Genomic DNA, 18,501 nt, shown 5'->3' on the forward strand with positions numbered 1-18,501 from the left:
CAATTCTCCTGATCCGGCGGACACTCCAGGTACAGCTCGCGGGCGTACCCGGCGGAGCGGTAGCCGTTGGCATCGATCCAGTGCGCAAGATTCTGGACGGTCGGCAGAATCCGGCTCATCGGGCCGCGGTGCACCACCGTCGCCACGCAGTCGAGGGCGGGGAGGGCGACGACGTCGAAGCCGAGGCCGGTGGGGGTGGGGGTGAGGGTGGGGGTGAGGGTGACGGAGGTGGTGCCGGGGCGTCCGGGTGTGCCGTCGGTGGTGACACCGGCCTTGGCCAGGGCCTCCTCGGTGATCACGATCCCCGCGTGGGCGACGATGGCCTCCGGGGTGGGCTCGTGCTCCTCCGCTGTCTTTGCTGCGGGTGTCTTTGCTGCGGCTGTCTTTGCTGCCAGTTTCCTTGCTGCGGCTGTCTTTGCTGCCAGTTTCCTTGCTGCGACTGTCCTCGCTTCCGGGGTCTCCGGTTCCAGGGCCTCCGCTTCCGGGGTCTCCGCTTCCGGGGTCTCCGCTTCCGGGGTCTCCGCTTCCGGGGTCTCCGCTTCCGATGTCTCCGCTTCCGGGGTCTCCGGTGCGTCCGCGTCCTCGTAGTACGCCAGCCCCGGTCCTGCCGGGGTCACCCCTGCCGTCTCCAGCCGCCGGCACAGTTCCCCGTAGAGCGGCTGGATGACCGGCCCGATGTCCTCGGGCCCGTAACTGGCGGCGATCCCGCTCAGCTCCGCGAGCAGAACCGCTCCGGTGCGTTTGACCACCACATCGTCGGCAGACATGCGTCCCTCGCTCTCGATCGTCCGGAGCCTCGCCTCGACCTGCGCCAGCCGCGCACCCGCCGCCGTCAGCGACGCTTCCAGCTCCGCCCGCCGCAGCCGCAGCATGCCGCGCAGCTCCGGCACGCTCACCTCCTCGGCCAGGATCGCCCCCACCTGCTGGAGACTGAATCCGAGGTCCTTGAGCGCGATGATGCGGTTGAGCCGGGCGAGCTGGGCCGCTTCGTAGTAGCGGTAGCCGCTGACGGGGTCGGTACGGGCCGGGCGCAGCAGCCCGATCGCGTCGTAGTGGCGCAGCATGCGGGCCGACACACGGCCGTACTGGGCGAAATCTCCGATGCTGAACATGACGCCTTCCAGTGGAGTGCTTTCCACAGTGTCAAGGTCAAGCGCGGCGGTCCACGGATGACGGACGGGCCGGCGTGGGGCGATGGATGCGGGACCGCTGCGGGGGCCCATGGAAGCGGGACACGGCGGCGGGCCGGGAGCTGGCCCGTCCGTATCGGCTCGCTCCGGAGTCGCCCCGCCCGTACGGGTCGCGTCCCAGCGTCACCGCCGCCGCACAATCGGCCACCGGGCAGCAGCATCGCGTCAAGTAGGGGCCACAACCCGTCAATGACGCGTCAGCGGCCGGCGGAGTGCACCCTTCCCCGGGAATAGCGTCAGGGCCGAGCCCCGGCGTACGCGTTACCCACAGGTCCGGGGCCGTGGTCCTGTTCGAGGAGCAACGCCGTGTCCCACCTCTTGTACGCGGAAGATCCCGAGCCTGCCGATCGTGTCCCGGCCGGGCTTCTCTTCGTCCCTGTCCGGTCGGGCCCCGCGGGCTGCACGGCCCGCCTGTTCCGCACTCCGCTCGGCGGCCGTACCGCCGTCGGCTTCACCTCACCCCAGCGCCTCGCCGCGGCCCTCGGCAGCGACCAGCCCTGGGTCAGGCTCTCCGAGCCCGCGCTGCGTGCGCTGGCCGAACCCGTCGGAGCGACGGTCCTGACCGTCGATCCACGTTTCGCCCCCGGCATCCCCCGTGGTCACCACCTACGGGCCGTCTGAGGGAGGGGCAACCACCATGAGCCACCGCACCCTGCCCCCGGCCGCCCACGGGGCCGGCGTCCCGGCGTCGGCCACGACCATGGCGCCCCCGCCGCGGACCGCCGCCCCACCGCCGTCCGGCAACGAGCCGCTCTCCGGCAGCGGATCGCTGTCCCGCGGCGGGCCGCTGCCCGGCATGGAACCGCCGTCCGGCAACGAGCCGCCATCGATCTGGCCCCGGTCCGCGGCACCGCTCGGCCATGACGACCTCGCCGTGGGCGGCGTCCCGCTCACCGAGATCGCCGACCGCTTCGGCACCCCCGCCTACGTCCTGGACGAGGACGAGGTGCGCCACCGCTGCCGCGCCTACCTACGGGCCTTCCCCGATGCCGATGTCTGCTACGCCGCCAAGGCGTTCCTGTGCCGCGCCATGGTGCACTGGGTGCAAGAGGAGGGGCTCGGCCTGGACGTCTGCTCCGCCGGCGAGCTGGAGCTGGCCGTCACCACCGGCTTCCCGCCCGAGCGGATCGTGCTGCACGGCAACGCCAAGAGCCCCGCCGACCTGCGGGCCGCGCTACGGCTCGGCGTCGGACGGATCGTCATCGACAGCACCTCGGAGATCGCCCGGCTGGCCGCCGCGGTCCCTGCGGGCAGCCGGCAGCGGGTGCTGATCCGGGTCGTGCCGGGCATCGCGGCCGGCGGCCACGCCAAGATCCGTACCGGCACCGACGACCAGAAGTTCGGGCTGTCGATCGCCGACGGCTCCGCACAGCACGCCATCGCACGGATACTCAGCCAGCCGCGCCTCGAACTGGTCGGCCTGCACTGCCACTTGGGCTCGCAGATCACCACCGTCAAGCCCTATCTGTCGGCCGTACGCCGGCTGATCGGCCTGCTGGCCAGGATTCACGAGCAGCACGGCGTCACCCTGCCCGAGCTGGACCTCGGGGGCGGCCACGGCATCGCCTACCGCCCCGGCGAGCCCGCGCTCGACCTCCCCTCCCTCAGCACCAAGATCCGCGCCGAACTGGCCGGCGGCTGCGCGGCGGCCGGGCTGCCGGTGCCACGGCTCGCGGTCGAACCCGGCCGCGCCATCGCGGGCCCGGCCGGTGTCGTCCTCTACCGGGTGCTGGCCGTCAAACGGACCGGTGCGCACACCTTCGTGGCGGTGGACGGCGGGATGAGCGACAACCCGCGGCCGGCGCTGTACGGGGTGCGCTATGCGCCGCGGCTGATCGGCCGCCGCCCGTCCGCCGCGCCGGAACCGGTCACCGTCGTCGGACGGCACTGCGAGGCCGGTGATGTGCTCGCCGCCGATGTCCCGCTGCCCGGCGACATCCGGCCCGGCGATCTGCTGGCCGTGCCCGTCGCCGGCGCGTACCACCTCTCCATGGCCTCCGGTTACAACCTGGTCGGCCGACCACCGGTCATCGCCGTCACCGAGGGGCATGCCCGCCTTCTCGTACGGCGCGAATCCCTCGCGGACATCCAGGAACGGGACATCGGGCTGTGAGACCGGGAGGGCCTGCCGCGCGCCCCGCATCCATGGGGGGTGGCGTCCGGCGGGCCCTCGCCTGGCGGGGGGCTCCCTTGCCTCTCCTTGCTTCCCCTTGCCTCACCTCGCTTCCCCTTGCCTCCCCTTGCTTCCGCCGCTTCCGGCACTTCCATCCCTTCGGGCGCCTTCATCGCTTCCGGTGCTTCCGGCTCGTCCGGCACCTCCGGCTCGTCCAGCACCTCCGACACTTCCATGTACGATGAATGCATCAGTTGTAGGATGACCGGGCAAGGCAGGTTACGAGGCAAGGGAGCGGATCGGGCATGGCGCTTCAGGCGGCGGGGCGGCACTCCCTCGTGGACACCGTCGTCGACACCCTGCGGGCCCAGCTGACGGCCGGGGAGTGGCAGGTGGGGTCCCGTATCCCCACCGAGCACGCGCTCGCCGAGCAGCTCCAGGTCGGCCGCAACACCGTCCGTGAGGCGGTGCGGGTGCTCGTGCACGCCGGGATGCTCCGCTCACGGCAGGGCGAGGGCACCTTCGTCGTCTCCACCACGGACCCGGGCGACGTCATGCGCGGGGTCCAACGGGCCGGTATCCGCGACGTATTGGAGCTGCGGATCGCCCTGGAGGCGGAGGCCGCCCGGCTGGCCGCCCTACGCCATCAGCCCGCCGACCTGGAGCGTATGCGGGCGGCCCTGGACGCCCAGGCCGAGCTGGCGGACGCGGCGGGGCAGCCCCACTCCGACACCCTGGAGCTCTACGCCGATCACGACATCGCCTTCCACAAGGCCGTCGTCGAGGCCGCGCACAACACCGCGCTGACGGCGACTTACGGCTGGTTCAGCAGCTCCGTGCGGGAATCGCTGGTCAGCTATCTCGATGACCGGGCGATGCCGGAAATCGTGCACGGCGATCACGTCGCGGTGCTGGACGCGATCGCGGCGGGCGACCCGGAGGCGGCTCAACAGGCCATCCGAGACGTGCTGGAGAAGCCGATGCGGGCCGTGGAGGCCCTGCTGGCCACCCGCTGAAGCCCCCGCCCGCACGTCCCCGCTTCCCCACTTCCCCGCTTCCCCTTCATTTCCCTCCCCCCACCTCCTTCTCCGTTCCTTTCGCGTCCCGCCCCGTCCTTCCATGCCCTCCCCTGTCCCTCTCTGTCATCTCCGCCCTTCTCTTTGCTCTCCTCTCTTTCCTCCCTGAACACCGATCTCTGCTCCTTCCTCCCTGAAACACCGATCTCCATTCCGAACGAACGCACACCACTCTTGGCGAGGTACGCACGTATGGCAGGGCCCAGCCCCGAAGCACCCTTGATAGACGCCGAGGCAGATCTGGTCGCGGCAGCGCCGGTCGCCGCGGCCCGCCGACGGCTGCGGGCTCACCCGGCCCTGGTCATGGCCGGAATCGTCCTTGCTGCGCTCAATATGCGGGCGGCGCTGGCCGGGGTCTCGCCGTTGCTCAGCGAGATCGGCCGGTACTTCCAGCTGACCGCGACCGCCAGCAGCCTGGTGACGACCATCCCGCTGATCTTCATGGGCCTCGGCTCGATCGTCGCGCCGAAGCTGGCCCGCCGCTGGGGCACCGAGGCGGCGCTGTGCGCGGCGCTGGTGGCACTGTGCGGCGGCATCGTGCTGCGGATCGCTCCGCCGGTGGTCGCGCTGTTCGCCGGGTGCGCGGTGGTCGGTGCCTCCATCGCCCTGCTGAACGTGCTGATGCCGGGCCTGATCAAGCGGGACTTCCCGGAGCGGGCCGCGGGCATGACGGCGCTGTACTCGACGGCGATGATCCTGGGAGCGACCGTCTCGGCCGCCTCCGCGGTTCCGCTGGAGAGTGCGCTCGGCAGCTGGCAGGGCGCGTTGGTCTCCTGGTCGCTGCTGGCCGCCGTCGCCGCGGTCGTCTGGATCCCGCAGACGCTCATGGCCCGACGGGGCACTCGCCATGGCGCGGCCGCGGCCACCCCGCTGCACGTCGGCGCGGACGGGCCCAAGCTGAGCCGCTCCCCGCTGGCCTGGCAGGTCACCTTCTTCATGGGCTCGCAGTCGCTGGTCGCGTACGTGATCATCGCCTGGATGCCGACGATCTTCACCGACCACGGCATGGGCAAGGGCGAGGCGGGCCTGGTCTTCGCCTTCAGCACGCTGGTGCAGATGGTCGGTTCGTTCATCGTGCCGATGCTCGCGGGGCGGATGCGGCGTCAACGGCTGCTGGGTGTGGCCGTGTCCGCGCTGATGGCCTGCGGCGTCATCGGTCTGCTGGTGGCACCGGTGGCGGGTGCCTGGCTGTGGGCGGCGCTCCTCGGCGTCGGGCAGGGCGGCGCGCTGGGCCTGGCCCTGACGATGATGGTGCTGCGCTCCGACAGCGCACACACGGCTGCCCGCCTCTCCGGCATGGCCCAGACCGGCGGGTACCTTCTGGCCGCCGCCGGTCCCCTCGTCCTGGGGGCCGTCCACCAGGCCACCAATGGCTGGACCGTCCCCCTCGTCCTGCTGATCGTGGTCTGCGCCGGCCTGGCCCTGTTGGGCATGGGCGCGGGGCGGGACCAGCGGATCGGGGTACCGGCGGACCGGCGGTGACGGTGGGCCGCCGGTGACGATGGACCGGCGGTGGCGGTGGTTCGGCGGTGGCGGTGGTTCGGCGGTGGCGGTGGTTCGGCGGTGACGACGGACCGGCGGTGGCGGTGGTTCGGCGGGGCCACGCAGCGCCGCGGATGGCCGCTGCGTGGCGAGGTGGTGAATGATCTCCGCCGTCGGCAACGATCCGGGAGCAGCCGCCCCGCGCCTCTCCGGCCTCGCCTACCGTGCCCCCATGAGCGATGTTCAGCGCACCGTTCGCCGGCCAGGACCGCGGCTCTCCCGCACCGGCCGGCTCATTGTCGTAGCGGTGCTGTGTGTCCTGGTTGTCCTTGCGGTTCTGCTGCTGCCGCGACTGCTGCGCGGGTTGCGGCCCGAACAGACGCTGACCGTCCCGGAGGGGCAGCGGGCCGCACAGATCTACGCCGCCGCCGACAAGGCCCTGCACCGGCCCGCCGGTTCCACCGCGAAGGCCGCCAAGAGCGCGCATCTGACGCTGCCGGACGAGGCGAAGGGCAATCCGGAGGGGTACCTCTTCCCGGCGACCTATCCCATCGACGCGGACACCACCCCGGCGTCGCTGCTCTCGTACATGGTCAAAACCGCCAACCAGCGGCTCGCCGATGACGGCATCGCCTCCTACCGGACGGTGATCATCGCCAGCATCGTGCAGGCCGAGGCGGACCGGCCGGCCGATATGGGCAAGGTCGCCCGGGTCATCGACAACCGGCTCGCGCACCACATGCCGCTACAGATGGATTCGACGCTCAACTACGCGCTGGGCCGCAGCACGCTCCACACCAGCCACGCCGACACCAGGACCAAGAGCCCGTACAACACCTACCGGCACCAGGGCCTGCCGCCGACGCCGATCGACAATCCCGGAGCGGACGCGCTGAAGGCGGCCGGCGCCCCGCCCGCCGGCGACTGGCTCTACTTCGTCACCGTCAAACCGGGCGACACCCGCTTCACCGCCGACTACCAAGAACATCTGCGGAACGTCCAGGAGTTCAACGACCGCCAGAAGGGCGCCGCGAGCGGCGGTGGCGGGGCTTAGGGCCTGTCGTCAAAGTTCCGCCTGCCTCGCGGCGTACGGGCGAACGACGGGACTTTGAAGACACCCCCTGGCGCCCCGGGCTCCTGTCCGGCCCTGATCCACCGGACACCCGTCAGGAGTTCCCCGCCTCCGCTCCACAGGGGATCCCCCGCCTCCCCTCCCCCGACGCCGCGCCCGGATGTCGTTACTCCTCGCCCGCGAGGGTGAGCGCCTTCAGACGGCGGGAGGCATACCAGGTGGCAGCAGCCGTAAGGGCCACCAACAGGCTGATGGCCAGCGGCAGTTGCACATCGGAGGTGATCGCCCCCTCCGCGGCCGCCTTCTGGCCGATCGCCAGCGCCCACTGCTGGACGCTGAGGGTCTTCGCGCCCGGGACGAGGGTGCCCACCAGCGCCTCCCAGACCAGGGCATAGACCAGGCCGAACACGACGGCGTGCCGGGTGATCGTGCCGAAGAGGAGGAACAGGGCGCTGTAGGCGACCGAGGCGATGGCCGCCGCCACGGCGTACCCCACGGCCATCTGCTGGCTGTTGCCGTTGAGGAGGAAGCCGGCGAGCAGGACGGGGACGGCCGAGAAGACGACCGTGACGCCTATCGCGACCAGGAGTTTGGTGAAGATGATCGTCGGCCGGGACACCGGCTTGGCCAGGAGGTAGACCACCGAGCCGTCGTCGATCTCCGGGCCGATCGCGCCCGTACCGGCGATGACACCGATCAGCGGCACCATCGTGCCCAGCGCGAAGCCGCCCAGGATGCCGCCGGCGGTGGAATCGTCGGCGCCGGCCAGGACACGGACGGCCACCGCGAGCACCACCAGCAGGGCGGGCAGCGCGAAGAGGATCAGGGCCCGGCGCCGGCCCAGCAGGGCGCGGTAGGTGAGCCGGGCGACGGTCGGGTGGAACAACGAGGCCTTGGGCGCGCCGGGACTTACGGGCGGGGCCGTCGGAGTGGTCGTGGACATGCGTCAGGGCTCCTTTCAGGCCTCAGGCCGCTACGAGGTAGGAGAAGACGGATTCCAGCGACTCGTCGGAGGGCGAGACCGTCAGAAGGCGGATGCCGTGGTCGCGGGCGACCCGCGGCAGGAGTTCGGTGAAGCGGCCGAAGTCGACCGCCTGGATGCGCAGTGCGCCTTCGACGACGTCCACCTCGATACCGGCCGTCGAGGGGTCGGCGATCAGCGCACCGGCCAGTGCCCGGTCGTTGTCGGACCGGACCAGATAGCGGTGCGGGCGGTCCGTCATCAGTCGGCGGATCTTGCGGAAGTCGCCGGACGCGGCATGCCGTCCGGCCACCACCACCTCGATGTGCGAGGCGAGTTGCTCGACCTCTTCGAGGATGTGCGAGGAGAACAGGACCGTACGGCCCTCGTCGCCCATCCGCCGCAGCAACTCCATCAGCTGCATCCGCTGCCGCGGGTCCATACCGTTGAACGGCTCGTCGAGCAGCAGCACGGACGGATCGTGGACCAGCGCGGAAGCCATCTTCACGCGCTGCCGCATGCCCTTGCTGTACGTCGAGATCTTGCGGTCCTGGGCGGACTCCATCTCGACGGTGGCCAGCGCCCTGGCCGCCTCCGCCCGGCCGAGGCCGTGCAGCTCCGCGTTGGCGACGACGAATTCGCGCCCCGTGAGGAAGTCGTACATCGCCTCGCGCTCCGGGACGATGCCGATGTGGCGGTAGATGCCGGCGTTGCGCCAGATCGTCGTCCCGTCGAGGGTGACGGAGCCGTTGGAGGGCGCGAGGAAGCCGCCCATCATGTTGATGAGGGTGGACTTGCCGGCGCCGTTGGGGCCGAGCAGGCCGGTCACCCCGGGACCGATGGTCATCGTGATGTCGTTGACGGCGACGACATTGCCGAACCAGCGCGAGACATGGTCGATGGTGAGAGTGCTCATGGGCGCAGCCCATTCCTTCGGAGGGTGGTGGTCGGGCCGGGGGTGCCGTCCGACGGGAGCCGGCGGCGCGGGGCGGTCACAGTCCGGCCTTCCTGTAGCGGCGCAGCAGCAGGGCATAGCAGCCGGTGATCACGGTCAGCGTGACGAGGAGATAGACAAAACCGGCACCGGTCGACGGCGCCAGGTTGTTGGGGAAGGAGCTGGTGCCGCCGAGGAATGTCGACTGCACTCCGTCGATCAGCGTGATGGGGGAGAACAGCCCCAGCCAGCCGACAGCGGCCTCGTTGCCCTGGACGAACGCGATCCCCTGGACGGCGCTCACCGCACCGTAGGGAATGGTGAGTACGGCGATCACGGCGGCGACGCCGAAGCCCCGGCGGGGTGTGACCGCGGAGACGACCAGGCCGATCCCGGCGAACAGCAGCGAGAGCAGCACCACGGAGACCAGTCCCTGCGCCAGCCCCTTGGTCTGGTCGACGAAGTCGAGCTTCGCCAGCAGCGCCCCGACGTAGAGGACCACCAGCGGGGCGCCCGTGAGAATGAGCAGGGCGCTCGCCATCGCCGCGAACTTCGAGGCCACATAGTCGACCCGCTCGATGGGGCGGGAGAAATACAGCGGTATCGACTTGAAGCGCAGATCGCGCGAGACCGACTGCGGGGCCTGGGCCGCCAGATAGAGGCCGATGACGGCCTGGAGGAAGACGGCGTAGCGGGAGTAGTCGACCGGGAGGCTGGAGGCCTTGGTGAACACCGCCACCGCGACCATGATCGCGGCAGGCAGGACCATCACCGCGAAGAGCAGCATCGGCAGCACCTTGCTCTTGGCCGAACGGCCCAGACCGTAGGCGCCGCGCAGGCTCTGCGAGAAGAGCGACCGGCGGGCGTAGGCGCGGCCCAGGCGGGGGCCGTCGTAGTGGCGGTAGCCGATGTTGTGGATATAGGCGCCGCCCGGCGCGGCGGATACGGACGTCGTGGACGCCGGCGTCATGGGCTCAGGCGACATCGTGGGCGCCTCCGTCCTGGGTGGCATACGGGGCGCTCGGGGCGCCTGCGGTGGCGGGGGTGGCCTGCGCCGCATCCGCGTCGCGGAAGACCTCGGCAATCTGGTGCCGGCGCTGTTCCATCCGGACCAGGCCGAGCCCGAGTCCGGCAACGGTGTCCCGCACCAGGTCGTAGGTCTCCTCACCGGCCGCCTCGACATACAGCAGGTGCCCGGCGGAGGCGAGGCTCTCCGAGCCGGCGGCGCCGGTGGTGACCGTGGCTCCCGCGGCGGCCAGGGCCGCGCGCAGGGCTCCGGTGCCGTCCGGATGGGTGTCGGTGTCCGTGACCTCGACCGCGAGTGAGGCCGTGACCTGCGTGAACTCATCGGTCGAGGAGGAGCGCAGCAGTTTGCCGCCGTCGATGACGACGACATGGTCACAGGTGCGCTCCAGCTCACCGAGGAGATGGGAGGTCACCAGGACGGAGATCCCGAAGTCGGTGTGAACGCGCCGGATCAGGCCGAGCATCTCGTCCCGCCCGGCCGGGTCGAGGCCGTTGGTGGGCTCGTCGAGGAACACCAGCTGGGGGTCGTGGACCAGCGCCTGGGCCAGCTTCACCCGCTGCTTCATACCCGTCGAATAGCCACCGATGGGGCGGTAGCGCTCCTCGTAGAGGCCGACGTGGCGCAGGGTGTCCGCGGTGCGCTCACGGGCGGCGGTCGGCGGCAGACCGGACATCCGGGCCATGTGCACGACGAATTCGGTGGCCGAGACGTCCGGAGGCAGGCAGTCGTGCTCGGGCATGTAGCCGACCCGCTCACGGATGGTGCCGCCGTCCTTGGTCACGTCCAGGCCGAGGACATGCGCGGTCCCTTCGGTGGCGGGGGCCAGTCCGAGAAGGATCTTGATCAGGGTGGACTTGCCGGCACCGTTGGCACCCACCAGGCCCGTCACGCCGGGGGCGATGTCAAGGGAGAGCCGGTCCAAGGCGGTCACCCGCGGGTACCGCTTGCTCAGGCTTTCGGTCACGATCACAGTCACGTCATCGACGGTAGTGGTGTCCGCCACATCGGTCGTCAGACCAGACGATGGGATCTCCCTCCCCCTGCGGTATTACGTGCCCGTAGGGGTCTCCTGCTGAGGGCGTCCCCGGCGTCGGGGTCGCGGTGCACGGCCGCACGCCCCCTTGACGCAGCCGCCGTCCATTGTCACATTCATCAGTGTCAAGTTACGGGCACGTACCGCGATGCACCGCTCACGGACGGACGGTTGGCGATGGCCTCAGTCACCTCAGCGACCTCACCACGATCCGGAGAACTCACCGCCGGGCCGGAACTCCCCGCCGGGCTGAGGGGGTTCAGAGAGGTCCAGCGGCTCGCCTATGCCTGCGCGGAAGCGGTGGCCGCCCAGCTCAAGCCCGGGGTCACCGAGCGCGCGGCGGCACGGATGCAGCGCGAGTGGCTGCGTGAACGCGGAGTGCGGGACTGGTTCCATCTGCCGTTCGCCTGGTTCGGCGACCGCACCGCTTTCGTGAACTTCCGCGTACCGCTCCAGTTCTTCCCGACCAACCGCGAGCTGGAGCCGGGGATGGCCTTCATCCTCGACATGGCACCGGTGCATCAGGGCTTCACGGCCGACATCGGCTACTCCGGCTGCCTCGGGCTCAACCCCGTGCACGACCGGCTGCTCGCCGATCTCGAAGCACACCGGGAGCTGATCCTGCGCGAGGTACGCGAGCGGCGCCCGCTGCGGGAGATCTACGAGGACGTCGACCGGCTGATGGCGCGGCAGGGCTACACCAACCGCCACCGCGCCTACCCCTTCGGCGTCATCGCGCACAAGATCGACCGGGTCCGGCAGCGCCGCTGGTCCCCCACCCTCTTCGGGTTCGGCACGCAGGCCCTCAAGGGCCTCGCCTCCGATGCGCTGCACGGCCACCGTGACGGCTGGTCCCCGCTGTGGAGCCCGTACGCCTTCTCCGACCACCCGCCGCAGCCGGGACTGTGGGCGGTCGAACCCCACCTCGGATTCCGGGGAACGGGTGCGAAGTTCGAGGAGATCCTGGTCGTCACGGACTCCAAGGACCCGCAGGAAATCGCCTTTTGGCTGGACGACGATCTGCCGCATGTGCGGCGCTGGCAGGAGGAGAAGGCCGCATGAACACGGGACGGGAAGACGGACAGGGACCGGGGCAGGGGCGCGGTCAGGGGCAGGGGCACGGGCCCGCTCGGGGGCGTGGGCAGGAGCATGGGCGAGGGAAGGGACGCGGCGGCCGGGGAGCGGACCGGCGCCGGGAAGAGGGTCAGGTGCAGCAGTCCGGAGCCGAGACCGGGGCCGGGGCCGGAAGCGGTGGGGGGCTCGACGGTGCGCGGGAGCGCTGGGTGCGGACCGGCGGTATCGAGCTGTGCGTCGCCGAGCTGGGGGATCCGGCCCGGCCCACGGTGCTGCTGGTGCACGGCTATCCGGACAGCAAGGAGGTGTGGTCCGAGGTCGCCCGCGGCCTGGCCGACCGGTTCCATGTGGTGCTCTACGACGTCCGGGGCTGCGGGCGGTCCACCGCCCCGAAGCCGCTACGAGGCGGCTTCACGCTGGAGAAGCTGACGGATGACTTCCTGGCCGTCGCCGACGCCGTCAGCCCAGACCGCCCGGTCCATCTGGTCGGCCACGACTGGGGTTCGGTGCAGGCCTGGGAGTTCGCCACGGTGCAGCGCACGGAGGGCCGGATCGCCTCCTTCACCTCCATGTCGGGCCCGTCCCTGGACCACTTCGGCCACTGGATCAAGAAACGGATGGCTCGCCCCACCCCCCGGCGCGCCGCCCAACTCCTCAACCAGAGCGCCAAGTCCTGGTACGTCTACATGCTGCACACGCCCGTGCTGCCCGAGCTGGCATGGAAGGGCCCGCTCGGCAAGCGCTGGCCCCAGATCCTCCAGCGGGTGGAGAAAGTGCCGGGCGGTGACTACCCGACCGCTTCGCTGCCGACCGATGCGGCCCATGGCGCCTGGCTCTACCGCGACAATGTCCTCCCCCGGCTCCGCCGCCCCCGCGCCGACGCCTATGCGCACTGCCCGGTCCAGCTCATCACCCCCACCGGCGACGCCTTCCTCTCCCAGCGGCTGTACGACGATCTGGAGCAGTGGGCGCCCCAGCTGGTACGCCGCACCCTCCCCGCCAAGCACTGGGTGCCGCGCACCCGCCCCGACCAGCTCGTCTCCTGGATCGGTGAGTTCGTCAACGCGAAGGAAGAGGGGGACCCCGCCAAGCAGGTCGTGGCGTCCGGCCCGCACGCCGACCGGTTCGGGGGTCAGCTGGTGCTGGTGACCGGTGCGGCGGGCGGCATCGGCCGGGCGACGGCGTTCGCCTTCGCCGAGGCCGGCGCGCGGATCATCGCCGTCGACCGGGACGCCGAGGGCGCGGCGCGGACCGCCGAGATGTCCCGGCTGATCGGTGCACCGCAGGCCTGGGCGGAGGTCGTCGACGTCTCCGACGAGGCGGCGATGGAGAAGCTCGCCGACAAGATCGACGCCGAGTACGGGCCCGTCGACGTGCTGGTGAACAACGCCGGCATCGGCCTGTCCGGCTCCTTCCTACAGACCAGCACCGAGGACTGGAAGAAGGTCCTGGACGTCAATCTGTGGGGCGTCATCCACGGCTGCCGGATCTTCGGCACGCGGATGGCGCGCCGCGGACAGGGCGGCCATATCGTCAACATCGCCTCGGCCGCCGCCTTCCAGCCCTCGAGGGTGCTGCCCGCCTACAGCACGTCGAAGGCGGCCGTCCTGATGCTCAGCGAGTGTCTGCGAGCCGAACTGGCCGGTCAGGGCATCGGCGTCTCGGCCATCTGTCCGGGGCTGGTCAACACCGGCATCACCACCACGGCCCGCTTCACCGGCGTCTCGGCCGAGGAGGAGAAGCGCCGCCAGGCCAAGGCCGCGCGGATGTACCGGCTGCGCAACTACCCGCCGGAGAAGGTCGCCGACGCCATCCTGCGTGCGGTGGTCCGCAACCAGGCGGTGGTGCCGGTCACCCCCGAAGCACGCGGCGCCCATCTGATGTCCCGCTTCGCCCCCCGCGCGCTACGTGCCCTCGCCCGCTTCGAACCCCGGCTCTAGGCGCGACGCTCGGCCCGTATCCGTATCCGTATCCATATCCGTGGCTGTATCCGTATCTGGATTCCGCATCCGTACCGGTACCCGTTGCCGGGCGCCCCTCCACGGACCGCCCCCGCCCCGTGTCCGCCGGCGAGCGCCCGGCCCCGCACCGACCCATATCCGCCAGCGGACGCCCGCCCACGCATCCGTCCCGGATCCGCCGCCGTACGGCCCGGGCGGTGGCCATCGCCATGGCCCGGAGACACTTCCGGCCGCCCCGGGCCCGGCCGCCGCCTTGCCGTCAACCGGAGAACGCGCACGTCAGGAGCCACGCATGAGTACGCCGCAATTCCCGTCACCCTCCCAGCCGGGCCCCCTGCCGGCCACCGACGCGCACCCCCCGATATCGCCGCGCCGGGTGTCATTCGACTGGGCGGAGACTCCGCTGCTGTGGATACCGGACGAGCCCACTGCCACTCATGTCATCAATGTGCTGCATCTGCTGCTCCCCGCGGGCGAGCGATGGTTCGTCAAGGTCTTCAAAGAGGCCCTGCCGCTGGTCCGGGACGAGCGCCTCCTCAAGGACGTCAAGGGCTTCATTGGCCAGGAAGCCACCCACAGCGTCCAACACTCCTACGTGCTCGACCACTTGGCCCATCAGGGCCTGGACACCCGTCCCTACACCCGGCACATCGACTTCCTCTTCACCTGCCTCCTGGGCGAGAAACCCCCCTTCGGCATCCCGGTGTCCGACCAGGAGTGGCTGCGCTTCCGGCTCTCGGTCATCGCCGCCATCGAGCAGTTCACCGCCGTGCTCGGCGACTGGGTGCTGGACGCCGACGGTCTCGACCGCGCCGGACCCGACCCGGTCATGCTCGACCTGCTGCGCTGGCACGGCGCGGAAGAGGTCGAGCACCGCGCGGTCGCCTTCGACATGTACCAGCACACCGGCGGTGAGGACCCCGCCCGCTATGCCCGCCGCGTCCTGGGCATGGCCGTGACGGCCCCCGTCCTGCTCTATCTCTGGGGCTGGGGCGCGGCCTATCTCCTCCGGAACGATCCACAGCTCGCCACCCGGTCCCGCTACTCGCTGCGCGAGCACAACCGCGCCGTACGCAAGGGGCTGCTGCCCACCTGGCGTGCGCTGGGAGCGGCGATACCGCGGTATCTGCGGCGGTCGTACCATCCCTCGCAGGAAGGGTCGCTGCGCACGGCCGTCGCCTACCTGGCGTCCTCCCCGGCCGCACGGGCCGCGGTGGGCGCGGTGGGCCGCGCGGCCCTCTCGTAGCGCGCGGCCATCTCGTGAGGAGCACCACAGTGACCGAGCAGCCGCCGACGGCCGAATACCGCATCGAGGACCTGGCGCACCTCAGCGGCGCCACGGTCCGCACGATCCGCGCCTATCAGGACCGGGGGCTGCTCCCCCGCCCGGAACGCCGTGGCCGGGCCAACGTCTACGGCGAGACCCATCTGGCCCGGCTGCGCCAGATCGCCGATCTGCTCGACCGTGGTTACACCCTCGCCAGCATCAAGGAACTCCTCGCGGCCTGGGACGCGGGCCTCGACCTGGGCGGGGTACTGGGTCTGGTCGCCGAGATCGACGGGCCGTGGACCGATGAGGAGGCGTCCCGCATCAGCCGACCGGACCTGGACACCGCCTTCGGGGGCACCTCCGACGAGGAAGCGATCGCCGAGGCCGTCGAACTGGGCGTCCTGGAGCGGATCCCCGGCAAGGACGACGAGTTCCTCGTCCCCAGCCCGCAGGAACTCGCCGTCGCCGCCGAACTCCACTCCGCCGGCGTCCCCCTCCTGGCGATCTCCGGTCATCTGCGGGAACTGCGCGGCCAGGTCGAGCACATCGCCTCCCGCTTCCTGGACTTCACCACCGAGCATGTCTTCCAGCCCTTCCTCGACCATCCGCCCACCGATGCCGAGGCTGCGGAGGCCGCCGCCCTCGTACGCCGGCTGCGCCCTCTGGCCCAACAGACCATCGACGCCGAACTCGCCCGCGCCATGCGCACCCTGGCCACCCGGTACCTGCGCCATCACCTCAGCGAGGCACTACCAGCAGAGGCCGAGCCAGTGGCAAGGGCAGGGACAGCGGCAAAGGCAGTGACGAAGGCGGAAGCAGTGGCGGAAGCACTGACGGAGGCAGTGGTGGCCGCCCCTGGGCAGGTCACGGACCCCCGTACTGCGACCGGCCCGACAGCGGTGCCCGAGGCGGTGCTGCTCCCCGCCGAGGCCGTGCAGGCCGTGCGGGCTCTGGTGGGCGCGGAGAACGCGGCCGCCTTTATCGCCGCCGCCGCACACCGGGAGGTGCAGGCCCGCACCATGGACGCCCTGGCGGCAGACGGAGGGGGGACCGCATCGGCGTGTGGGAGCCAGGCCACGTCGACGGGCGGGAGCAGGAAGGCGCCTGCGGCCGATGAGGCGGCCGGCGCCGACACCACCCACACCGAGCACCAGGCCGGCAACGAGCCCTAGTCCGCCACGCGGGCGCCCACACCGGCCTCCCCCAGTGCGCCGGGCCGCCGAGCCCCAGCCCCCAGCCCCGCCCGCACCCCCGCACCCCCGTACCCAGTCTTGAGTTGTCAAGGATCAGGCAGTCCGCGGTCCCCCCACCGCGCCCTTCGGTGTCGTCAACTAGCCGGGTCCGGATCTGGCAGCCAGTTGCCATGAAAGCCGTACGGCACTCGCTGCGGGAGATGGACCGTGGCGACCGGGTCGGCGGATATGTCCTCCGCGTCGAGCACGACGAGATCGCTGGTGTCCGTGGAGGCGTCGTAGACATAGGTGAGCAGCCAGCCCGGCCCTCCCGGACGGTCGTCCGCCGGGGCGAAGACCGCTTCGGCCGGAGTGCGCCCCGGACCGAAGTCATGGCGGACGACGGCACCGGTCTCCAGGTCGTAGCGGAGCAGGGCACCGGGTATCGGGCCGCTGCCCGGCAGCTCGCCGGTGGTGGCATGGCCGAAGCGGGCCGGCAGCCCGGCGAGCCGGTCGTCCACCCTGGGGAACTCGCAGAACCGGTCGTCGAGTTGTTCCTCGGTGACCGTGCCCGACACCAGATCGATCGTCCAGCGCCACAGGTGGGCCGGGGTCGTGCCGCCGAATTCGGCGTAGCGGGACACGTACAGAACGATGCGCTGATCGCCGTCGTCGTGGGCGTTCAGGGCGTGGAAGACATAGCAGGGGTCGATGGGCAGCCAGCGGACCTCGCCATAGGGGTCGTCACGCCGCAGCACCCCCAGCCGGGCGCCGTACTCCGGGTTCCAGTGGAACGGCATGCCGGGGCGGTTGCGGTCGAAGACGACCGGGAGGTCCATGAAGACGACATGGCCGGCGGTCAGATGGAAGTCGTGCATCATCGTGTGCCCCGGAACATCGATGGGGCGGCTGATCACCAACTCCCCTGACGCGTCGGCACGGTGGTAGGTGAGATAGGGCGGAGTGGGCCCGCCGTAGCCGAAGAAATGGAGCTCGCCGGTTGTGGGGCAGGTCTTGGGGTGGGCGGTCATGGCCGTGGTGAGCCGGCCCCCGAAGTCATGGGCGCCGAGGGTCTCCAGCTCATGGCCGGGGCGGCAGTCGATTTCGTAGGGAAACGACGACTCGACCAGCGCGAGAGTGCGTCCGGCGTGCCGGACGATATGGGTGTTGGCCACGCCCGCCGCCAGATTGCGGCGGCCTTGCGCGTCCACCGGCCGCGCCCCGTCGGTGAAGGTGGAGGTGCGGACCCAGCGGTTGCGGTAGGAGACGGCCCGGCCGCCCTCCAGACGCAGGCCATGGACCATGCCGTCGCCGAAGAACCAGTGCGGAGTGGCGGCGTCCCGCGGGTTGGGACCGTTACGGAGGAACCAGCCGCTGAGCTCGGGCGGAATCGTGCCCGTGACCGGGAGGTCGTAGGCGGTCAGCTCCTCCTTCACCGGGGCGAAGTTGCCTGCCATATGAGGCGCGGGGGCACGGGATTCGGTGGCGGTGGTCGGGGGTGTGGTGGTCATGCGGCCATGCCTCCTTGGGCGCCAGTCCGCGCGCCGGGGCTCTCCATGAAGCGGGCACGGGCCCGCTCCGGGTAGGCGGCGGTGAAGCGGACGGGAAGGACGAATCCGGCGATCTGGATGAGGATCGAGAAGATGGCGTTCACCTCATAGGCGGAGACGACGGTCTGGGCGATCGCGGTGAGAGTGAAGGACACCGCCCACACGCTCGTGAGCACGACATTGATGCGGCGGAACAGCGGGGTGTGCCAGACCTCCGGCGGGGCCATCCGGCGCGCGATCGCCATCGTGAAGGGCCGCCGCACGGCGATCGACACCCAGGCGATGAGCGCCAGCCAGCCCATCGACAGGGCACTGCCGTACAGCTGAAGACCACTGTCGGGACGGGCGAAGGCCAGCAGGCCGAGGGCCGTGAAGTACACGATCGTGCCGTACTCCAGCAGGCGGTAGTCGAGGGAAAGACCGGCGGCCCGGTCGGCGACGAGCAGTGCGACGGATATCGCCAGGCCCGCGAGCGCGCCCCACTGCCAGCCGACGGAGGACACCCCCGCAAAGGCCAGCCAAGGAATGAAGTTCCGCAGGTAGTTCATGATTCCCCCTCATCACTCGCGACCGCCCGCACGCACGA

15 protein-coding genes and 1 pseudogene are annotated in these 18,501 nt (G+C 70.9%); 9 read left to right on the forward strand and 7 right to left on the reverse strand.

Features of this window, described 5'->3' with window-relative positions:
• Nucleotides 1-575: 575 nt before the first annotated feature.
• Nucleotides 576-1,112, reverse strand: a pseudogene (locus tag M8I34_RS41795) (MerR family transcriptional regulator); the annotation flags it as partial.
• 384 nt (nucleotides 1,113-1,496) lie between these two features.
• On the opposite strand from M8I34_RS41795, the gene M8I34_RS00295 reads away from it, so the two are divergent.
• From M8I34_RS00295 to mltG, 5 genes are all read left to right on the forward strand, one after another.
• Nucleotides 1,497-1,811 (forward strand): SAV_915 family protein, encoded by a 315-nt coding sequence (locus M8I34_RS00295; RefSeq protein WP_244419768.1) that lies wholly within the window; start codon nucleotides 1,497-1,499, stop codon nucleotides 1,809-1,811.
• A 175-nt stretch (nucleotides 1,812-1,986) separates the two neighbouring features.
• Nucleotides 1,987-3,303 carry a diaminopimelate decarboxylase gene (gene lysA / locus M8I34_RS00300; protein WP_250047527.1) on the forward strand — a complete coding sequence of 439 codons (1,317 nt, stop codon included), beginning with the start codon at nucleotides 1,987-1,989 and terminating at the stop codon, nucleotides 3,301-3,303.
• A gap of 305 nt (nucleotides 3,304-3,608) precedes the next feature.
• Nucleotides 3,609-4,319 (forward strand): FadR/GntR family transcriptional regulator, encoded by a 711-nt coding sequence (locus M8I34_RS00305; protein ID WP_250047131.1) that lies wholly within the window; start codon nucleotides 3,609-3,611, stop codon nucleotides 4,317-4,319.
• A 252-nt stretch (nucleotides 4,320-4,571) separates the two neighbouring features.
• Nucleotides 4,572-5,861: an MFS transporter gene (locus M8I34_RS00310; protein ID WP_250047132.1), complete on the forward strand. Its 1,290-nt coding sequence runs from the start codon at nucleotides 4,572-4,574 to the stop codon at nucleotides 5,859-5,861.
• Between the two features lie 232 nt (nucleotides 5,862-6,093).
• On the forward strand, nucleotides 6,094-6,915 hold the full coding sequence (mltG, locus tag M8I34_RS00315; RefSeq protein WP_250047133.1) for an endolytic transglycosylase MltG: 822 nt from the start codon (nucleotides 6,094-6,096) through the stop codon (nucleotides 6,913-6,915).
• A gap of 184 nt (nucleotides 6,916-7,099) precedes the next feature.
• Here mltG and M8I34_RS00320 read toward each other — a convergent pair whose 3' ends face one another.
• The 4 genes from M8I34_RS00320 to M8I34_RS00335 all read right to left on the reverse strand — a co-directional run bounded on the left by M8I34_RS00320 (nucleotide 7,100) and on the right by M8I34_RS00335 (nucleotide 10,858).
• On the reverse strand, nucleotides 7,100-7,819 hold the full coding sequence (locus M8I34_RS00320; RefSeq protein ID WP_250047528.1) for an ABC transporter permease subunit: 720 nt from the start codon (nucleotides 7,817-7,819) through the stop codon (nucleotides 7,100-7,102).
• Between the two features lie 79 nt (nucleotides 7,820-7,898).
• Complete coding sequence (locus tag M8I34_RS00325) at nucleotides 7,899-8,810, reverse strand: ABC transporter ATP-binding protein (RefSeq protein ID WP_250047134.1); 912 nt, start codon at nucleotides 8,808-8,810, stop codon at nucleotides 7,899-7,901.
• 76 nt (nucleotides 8,811-8,886) lie between these two features.
• Nucleotides 8,887-9,798: an ABC transporter permease gene (locus M8I34_RS00330; protein WP_250047135.1), complete on the reverse strand. Its 912-nt coding sequence runs from the start codon at nucleotides 9,796-9,798 to the stop codon at nucleotides 8,887-8,889.
• Between the two features lie 4 nt (nucleotides 9,799-9,802).
• Nucleotides 9,803-10,858 (reverse strand): ABC transporter ATP-binding protein, encoded by a 1,056-nt coding sequence (locus M8I34_RS00335; protein ID WP_250047136.1) that lies wholly within the window; start codon nucleotides 10,856-10,858, stop codon nucleotides 9,803-9,805.
• Between the two features lie 207 nt (nucleotides 10,859-11,065).
• Between M8I34_RS00335 and M8I34_RS00340 the strand changes: the two genes are divergently transcribed.
• From M8I34_RS00340 to M8I34_RS00355, 4 genes are all read left to right on the forward strand, one after another.
• A complete protein-coding gene (locus M8I34_RS00340; protein WP_250047137.1) occupies nucleotides 11,066-11,950 on the forward strand; it encodes a M24 family metallopeptidase in 885 nt (294 codons plus the stop codon).
• Nucleotides 11,951-12,096: 146 nt separating this feature from the next.
• Nucleotides 12,097-13,902: an SDR family oxidoreductase gene (locus M8I34_RS00345; protein WP_250047138.1), complete on the forward strand. Its 1,806-nt coding sequence runs from the start codon at nucleotides 12,097-12,099 to the stop codon at nucleotides 13,900-13,902.
• Nucleotides 13,903-14,215: 313 nt separating this feature from the next.
• Nucleotides 14,216-15,169, forward strand: a complete 954-nt coding sequence (locus tag M8I34_RS00350) for a metal-dependent hydrolase (protein WP_250047145.1) — start codon at nucleotides 14,216-14,218, stop codon at nucleotides 15,167-15,169.
• A gap of 29 nt (nucleotides 15,170-15,198) precedes the next feature.
• On the forward strand, nucleotides 15,199-16,365 hold the full coding sequence (locus M8I34_RS00355; protein ID WP_250047146.1) for a MerR family transcriptional regulator: 1,167 nt from the start codon (nucleotides 15,199-15,201) through the stop codon (nucleotides 16,363-16,365).
• A 155-nt stretch (nucleotides 16,366-16,520) separates the two neighbouring features.
• On the opposite strand, the gene M8I34_RS00360 is transcribed toward M8I34_RS00355, so the two are convergent.
• Together M8I34_RS00360 and M8I34_RS00365 are read right to left on the reverse strand one after the other, a co-directional pair.
• Nucleotides 16,521-17,876 (reverse strand): carotenoid oxygenase family protein, encoded by a 1,356-nt coding sequence (locus M8I34_RS00360; RefSeq protein ID WP_250047151.1) that lies wholly within the window; start codon nucleotides 17,874-17,876, stop codon nucleotides 16,521-16,523.
• Complete coding sequence (locus M8I34_RS00365) at nucleotides 17,873-18,463, reverse strand: hypothetical protein (RefSeq protein WP_250047153.1); 591 nt, start codon at nucleotides 18,461-18,463, stop codon at nucleotides 17,873-17,875. Before M8I34_RS00365 ends, M8I34_RS00360 begins: the two co-directional genes overlap by 4 nt.
• Nucleotides 18,464-18,501 lie beyond the last annotated feature (38 nt).

It is taken from the genome of Streptomyces sp. MCA2 (assembly GCF_023544705.1).
Classification (GTDB): domain Bacteria; phylum Actinomycetota; class Actinomycetes; order Streptomycetales; family Streptomycetaceae; genus Streptomyces; species Streptomyces decoyicus.